Here is a 6153-nt window from a genome sequence, read left to right on the forward strand (position 1 = left end):
GGCATTTTCAGACGAACACGAAAGGATTTGCCTCAGTCGGTGTAGCCGAGTTCGACCGAGCGGCTTTGCTGCGACTGGTTTCGTGTTGCGAGGCAGTAATACAACGGGCACGTCACCGCCAGCCCCACCAGCCACGACAGGTCCGCGCCCTCCACCAGATTGGCGTACGGCCCGACGTACAACGATGTGTTGGCAAACGGCAGTTGCACGATGATGCCGATGAAGTAGGCAATGATCGCGTGCAGGTTGAAGCGCCCGTAGATACCGCCGTCAGCCCGGAAGATCGAGGCGATGTCATAGCGACGACGCTTGATCAGGTAGAAGTCGATCAGGTTGATCGAGGCCCACGGCACCAGCACCAGCAACAGCGCCAGGATCAGGCCGATGAATTGCGCAATGAAATTCGCCGAGGCCCCCAGCGCCACCACGCAGCAGCCCGCCAGCACGATACTCGACAACACCACGCGCACCTTGATGCTGGGCGTCCACTGGCTGGCGAAGGTCTGGATCGAGGTGATGATAGACAGCACCGCGCCATACAGATTCAAGGCGTTGTGGCTGATGATGTTGAGCAGAAACAACACCATCAGGATCGGTCCCAGCCAACCGGTGGACTGCTTGACCGCCGCCATCGCCTCGGTGCCTTCCGGGGTTGCCAGTACCGCCACGGCGCCGAAGGTGAACGACAGGATCGTGCCCAGGGTCGCCCCCAGGTAAGTGGCGAAGAACGGCCGGGTGATGCCGATATCCGCCGGCAGGTAACGCGAATAGTCCGACACGTACGGCGAGAAGCTGATCTGCCAGATGATGCCCAGCGATACCGTGGCCAGCCAGCCGGACAGGTTGAACCCGCCGCGGGTGAAGAAGTCCGCCGGCAGATCATGGGCGAAGATATAGAGGAAACCCGCGAGCAAGGCACTGCCCATCACCCAGGTGCCGATACGGTTGAGGGTATGGATGAAGCGATAGCCAATCACTCCGATGGCTGTGGCGCTGAGGGCGCCGATGAGGATGCTGGCCGGCACTGGAATCGACGGCGCAATGCCGACAATCGATTTGCCCGCCAGCACGATGTTGGAAATGAAGAAACCGATGTAGATCAACGCCGCGAAGAACACGATCAGCAACGCGCCATAACGGCCGAACTGGCCACGGCTCTGCACCATCTGCGGGATGCCCATGCACGGCCCCTGGGCCGACGCCAGCGCAATCACCACGCCGCCGACCATGTGCCCGAGGGCAATTGCCAGCAACCCCCAGAACAGGTTGAGGTGGAACACCTGGACCACCATGGCGCCGGTGACGATGGGCAGTGGCGCGATGTTGGTGCTGAACCACAGGGTGAAGAGATCGCGGGCCTTCCCGTGGCGCTCTGCGAGTGGAACGTAGTCGACCGTGTGGTTCTCGATCAACGGGTCTTGCCGGGACATCTGGGACATGTGCATGAACTCGAGTTTGTCTGTTCTTATCTTTGTATGAAGCCAAACCGGGGGGACTCTCTGGCCGCCCCTCAGATGCGAACCATATTATGGTATTCCAAACTTTACACAAGACTGATCCGGTCTTTGAACAAGCATCTGAGCCGGCATCCTGCCCGAAGCGCGCCAGCACTGACTAGCTGAAAGCCCTGTAATCATTGGGTTTAAGACGAAAACCTTACGTTTATCGGTTCACCCAAAAAGATCTTGCAATCGACGTATTACGGTATACCATCAGACCTACAAACACATAAAAACGCACCACAGCACCCGAGGACCGTCCAATGATCGATGCCGCCATCTATAAACAAGTCATGGGGTCGTTCCCGTCCGGAGTGACCGTGATCACCACCCTGGATGACGACGGGCAAATCGTCGGCCTGACCGCCAGCGCGTTCAGCTCGCTGTCGATGGACCCGGCCCTGGTGCTGTTCTGCCCCAACTACAGTTCCGATTCCTACCCGGTCCTGATCAAGAACAAGCGTTTCGCCATCCACGTGCTGTCCGGCGGCCAGCAAAACGAAGCCTATGCCTTCGCGCGCAAGGGCAAGGACAAGGCCCAGGGGATCGAGTGGACGTTGAGCGAACTGGGCAACCCGATTCTGGCCAACGCCGCGGCGGTCATCGAATGTGAGCTGTGGCGCGAATATGAAGGGGGTGACCACGCCATCATGGTCGGTGCGGTGAAGAACCTGATCGTGCCCAACCAGAATGCCGGCCCGCTGGTGTATTGCCACGGCAAGATGGGCGCTTTGCCCGTTCTGGCCTGACCATTGAAAAGATCGCAGCCTTCGGCAGCTCCTACAGGGGCAAACGCATATCGCCCGTAGGAGCTGCCGAAGGCTGCGATCTTTTGCTCTTCAATTCGTATTATGGTATACCAATAATCAACAGGCCCGCGGTCGACCGGCCGACAACAATAGATCCGAGGTAAGCGTCATGAAGTTTTCCCTGTTCGTACACATGGAACGTTGGGACGAAAGCGTCAGCCACCGCCAGTTGTTCGAAGACCTGACCGAACTGACGCTGATGGCCGAGGCCGGTGGTTTCAGCACCGTGTGGATCGGCGAACACCACTCCATGGAGTACACCATCTCGCCAAGCCCGATGCCGCTGCTGGCTTATCTGGCGGGCAAGACCACCACCATCCACCTGGGTGCCGGCACCATCATCGCGCCGTTCTGGCATCCGCTGCGGGTGGCCGGTGAATGCGCGCTGCTCGACGTGATCAGCAACGGGCGCATGGAAGTGGGATTGGCCCGTGGCGCCTACCAGATCGAGTTCGACCGCATGGCCGGCGGCATGCCGGCGTCCTCCGGCGGCCAGGCATTGCGGGAAATGGTTCCTGTGGTGCGGGCACTGTGGAACGGCGACTATGCCCATGACGGCGACATCTGGAAATTCCCGACCTCCACCAGCGTGCCCAAGCCGATCCAGCAGCCGAACCCGCCGATGTGGATCGCCGCCCGCGACCCGGATTCGCACAACTTCGCCGTGGCCAACGGCTGCAACGTCATGGTCACGCCGCTGATGAAAGGCGACGAGGAAGTCCTCGACCTGAAGAACAAGTTCCAGGCCGCGCTCGATAACAACCCTGGCGTGCCGCGCCCGCAACTGATGGTGCTGCGTCACACCCACGTGCACACCGCCGACGATCCACAGGGCTGGGAAGTCGGGGCCAAGGCGATCTCGAAGTTCTACCGCACCTTCGATGCCTGGTTCGGCAACAAGACCACCCCGGTCAACGGCTTCCTCGCGCCGAGCCCGGAAGAGAAATTCGCCGGTCGCCCGGAGTTCGAGCTGGAAAGCCTGCACAAGACCGCCATGATCGGCACCCCGGAAGAAATCATTCCGCGCATCAAGTACTACCAGGAACTGGGCGTCGACGAATTCAGCTTCTGGTGCGATAACAGCCTGCCCCACGCGGAAAAGAAAAAATCCCTGGAGCTGTTCATCAAGCACGTGGTGCCAGCGTTCCGGTAGGAGCGAGTTCCCACAAGGGTCGATTCCAATGATGACTGGTCGCCTCCCATCACTCGCCCTTCCCTCCGGCGCCGCGCGGGCTTACCTGCGCGGTGAATGGACCGCTTCGCACCTGCATTTCAAGCGCCTGCGCGCCAGCGTTTCGGCCAAGCAGAACGGTTTCTGGCAAATAGTTCACTGAGCCCACCCGAACAGCCAATCACGCACCCCGCGTCTCGCCATTGCATGGCGCGTACGGTGCATCGTGTTTCGCCTTGATCAGGTTTGCCCAATGAACAATAACAACGCACTGTTGATCATCGACATGCAGCAGGAGGACGGCTTCGTCCTGGAAAACCTCGACAGGGTGGTCGCCCATACCGCCGCCCTGCTCGATACCGCCCGCCATCAGCGGACACCTGTCATCTATACCCGCCACATCAATCAGGCCGATGGCAGTGACCTGCCCCACGGCGAACCCCTGGCCGCCGACGGAGGCCCCGGCAGTTACCGCGCCGGCACCCGGCAAGTGGAAATCATCGAGTCGCTGACGCCGCAGCCCGGTGAGCTGATCATCGACAAGGGCCGGTACAGTGCCTTTCATCGCACCGACCTCGATGCCCGACTCAAGGCAATGGAGGTCAACACACTGATCGTCTGCGGCGTGCTGACCGACGTCTGCGTGCTCACCAGTGTGTTCGATGCCTTCGCCCTGGGTTATCGCGTGCGCCTGGTCAGCGATGCCTGCACCACGACCACCGAGGCCGGGCATTACTCGGCCCTGCTGATCCTGGCCAACTGGGTCTACGCACTGGAAATCCTCACCACCACCGAGTGCCAGCGCGCCCTCGAACGCCGCGATTACATCAGCCTGATCCCCGAGCAGCCGGACTTGTTTGCCCACCAGCCCCATGAGCTGCAAAGCACCATCGCCCGTCTGCAATCCCGTCTCGTCCGGACTCAGGAGTGATCGCCATGCAAGTCGAAAAAAGAAGCATCGATTTCATCCCCGAGACCGAACGCCACGGCAAGCCGGGTTCGCTGTTCTATATCTGGTTCGGCGCCAACATGAACATCACCACCATCGCCTCCGGCGTGTTGCCCGTGGTGATGGGGCTCAACCTGTTCTGGAGCGCGCTGGCGATCATCATCGGCTCGTTGCTCGGGGCGATTTTCATGGCCTCCCACTCGGCCCAGGGACCGAAGCTGGGCATTCCGCAAATGATCCAGAGCCGGGCGCAATTCGGCGTGTTGGGGGCGGTGTTGCCGCTGCTGTTCGTGATGCTGATCTACCTGGGTTTCTTCGTCAGCAACACCTTGCTCGCGGCCCAGGCGCTGGAGTCCGTCAGCCCGCTGCCGATGTCCGGCAATATCTACCTGATCGGCGCGTTGTGCTTCATCGTCGCGCTCTATGGCTATCGGTTGATTCACCGCTTGCAGAAGCTGCTGTCGATTCTGTCGCTGGTGGTGTTCGTGGCCGCCACGGTGCTCGCCTTGCAGTTGCCGATCCCGGCCGAACAGTGGCTGCCAACAGGCTTCTCGCTATCGAAGTTCCTGGTGGCAGTGAGCATTGCCGTGACCTGGCAACTGTCCTACGCGCCCTATGTCGCCGACTATTCACGCTACCTGCCGAGCAACACGCCGACCGCCCAGGTGTTCTGGTACAGCTACGCCGGCACGGTCAGCGGCGGTGCGTGGATGATGATTCTCGGGGCGATCCTGAGCGTCGGCATCGGCGACTTCTCCAGCAACGTCGGCGGGCATGTCGCCGGTCTGTTCGGCCCTGGCGCGGTGCTGCTGTTCGCCTTCATCGTCTACGGCCAGGTGTCGATCAACGTGTTCAACCTGTACGGCGCGTTCATGTCGACCATCACCGTGATCGAACCTTTCGCCCGACTCAAGGTGACCCCACGGGTACGCGGTGTGTTCATGTTGCTGATCAGCCTGGTGGCCACGGCCCTGTGCACCATCAGTCAGGACGACTTCATCACCTTCTTCCTCAACTTCATCTTCTTCATGAGCTACTTCCTGATCCCGTGGACGGCGATCAATCTGGTGGACTACTACTGCCTGCGCAAAGGCCAGTACCGGATTGACGACATCTTCGACCTGAACGGGATCTACGGACGGGTCAACTGGATCGCCTGCGGCAGTTTCCTGCTGGCGATTGCCCTGGAAATTCCGTTCATGAACACCACGCTGTATGTCGGCCCGGTGGCCACGGCGCTGGACGGGGTGGATCTGGCTTGGATCGTCGGGTTGCTGGTGCCGGCGTTGAGTTATTACTGGCTGATGAAAATGACCACGCGCGTCAGCGTGCCAGCGTAGTCATCAGCATTTGACGGCATAAAAGATCGCAGCCTGCGGCAGCGCCTACGAATGCAAGGCGTACATCCCCGTAGGAGCTGGCGAAGCCTGCGATCTTTTGATCTTCTGCTTCCGGCCCCCCCCCAACGGCTGGACGCCATCAAACGCCAGCCGCGAACAGTCCTACAGGTACGCAGCATCAACACTCGGATGCATCCTACGCGAGCGTCGGAAGCGTCCTATATCACCCTTTTTTACCTTCCTGAAAGCTGTCGAGCGCTTGAACGCGGGAGGCAACGAAGCCTCCCCGTCCGCCTCAACAGCCCAGGGAGGCCTGATTTTGTCCAACGCACCGCGCTCCTTCTTCGACCACAGCCGCCACACACTCTGGGTCCGGGAGCTGGAC

6 protein-coding genes are annotated in these 6153 nt (G+C 60.5%); 5 read left to right on the forward strand and 1 reads right to left on the reverse strand.

Features of this window, described 5'->3' with window-relative positions:
• Window positions 1-32: 32 nt before the first annotated feature.
• Window positions 33-1439: a purine-cytosine permease family protein gene (locus ACM6IT_RS12425; RefSeq protein WP_414912965.1), complete on the reverse strand. Its 1407-nt coding sequence runs from the start codon at window positions 1437-1439 to the stop codon at window positions 33-35.
• A gap of 323 nt (window positions 1440-1762) precedes the next feature.
• Here ACM6IT_RS12425 and ACM6IT_RS12430 point away from each other — a divergent pair, with 323 nt between their 5' ends.
• The 5 genes from ACM6IT_RS12430 (at window position 1763) to ACM6IT_RS12450 (ending at window position 5768) form a co-directional block, all read left to right on the forward strand.
• A complete protein-coding gene (locus ACM6IT_RS12430) occupies window positions 1763-2248 on the forward strand; it encodes a flavin reductase family protein (RefSeq protein WP_414918100.1) in 486 nt (161 codons plus the stop codon).
• Window positions 2249-2417: 169 nt separating this feature from the next.
• Window positions 2418-3461: an LLM class flavin-dependent oxidoreductase gene (locus ACM6IT_RS12435; RefSeq protein WP_007982502.1), complete on the forward strand. Its 1044-nt coding sequence runs from the start codon at window positions 2418-2420 to the stop codon at window positions 3459-3461.
• Window positions 3462-3492: 31 nt separating this feature from the next.
• Window positions 3493-3642 carry a hypothetical protein gene (locus ACM6IT_RS12440; RefSeq protein WP_162130443.1) on the forward strand — a complete coding sequence of 50 codons (150 nt, stop codon included), beginning with the start codon at window positions 3493-3495 and terminating at the stop codon, window positions 3640-3642.
• Window positions 3643-3732: 90 nt separating this feature from the next.
• Window positions 3733-4410 carry a cysteine hydrolase family protein gene (locus ACM6IT_RS12445; RefSeq protein WP_414918101.1) on the forward strand — a complete coding sequence of 226 codons (678 nt, stop codon included), beginning with the start codon at window positions 3733-3735 and terminating at the stop codon, window positions 4408-4410.
• A gap of 5 nt (window positions 4411-4415) precedes the next feature.
• Entirely contained in the window at window positions 4416-5768 is a 1353-nt protein-coding gene (locus tag ACM6IT_RS12450; protein WP_414918102.1) for a purine-cytosine permease family protein, read from the forward strand.
• Window positions 5769-6153: the final 385 nt, after the last annotated feature.

The organism is Pseudomonas sp. IT-P4 (assembly GCF_949767755.1).
Taxonomy (GTDB): domain Bacteria; phylum Pseudomonadota; class Gammaproteobacteria; order Pseudomonadales; family Pseudomonadaceae; genus Aquipseudomonas; species Aquipseudomonas monachiensis.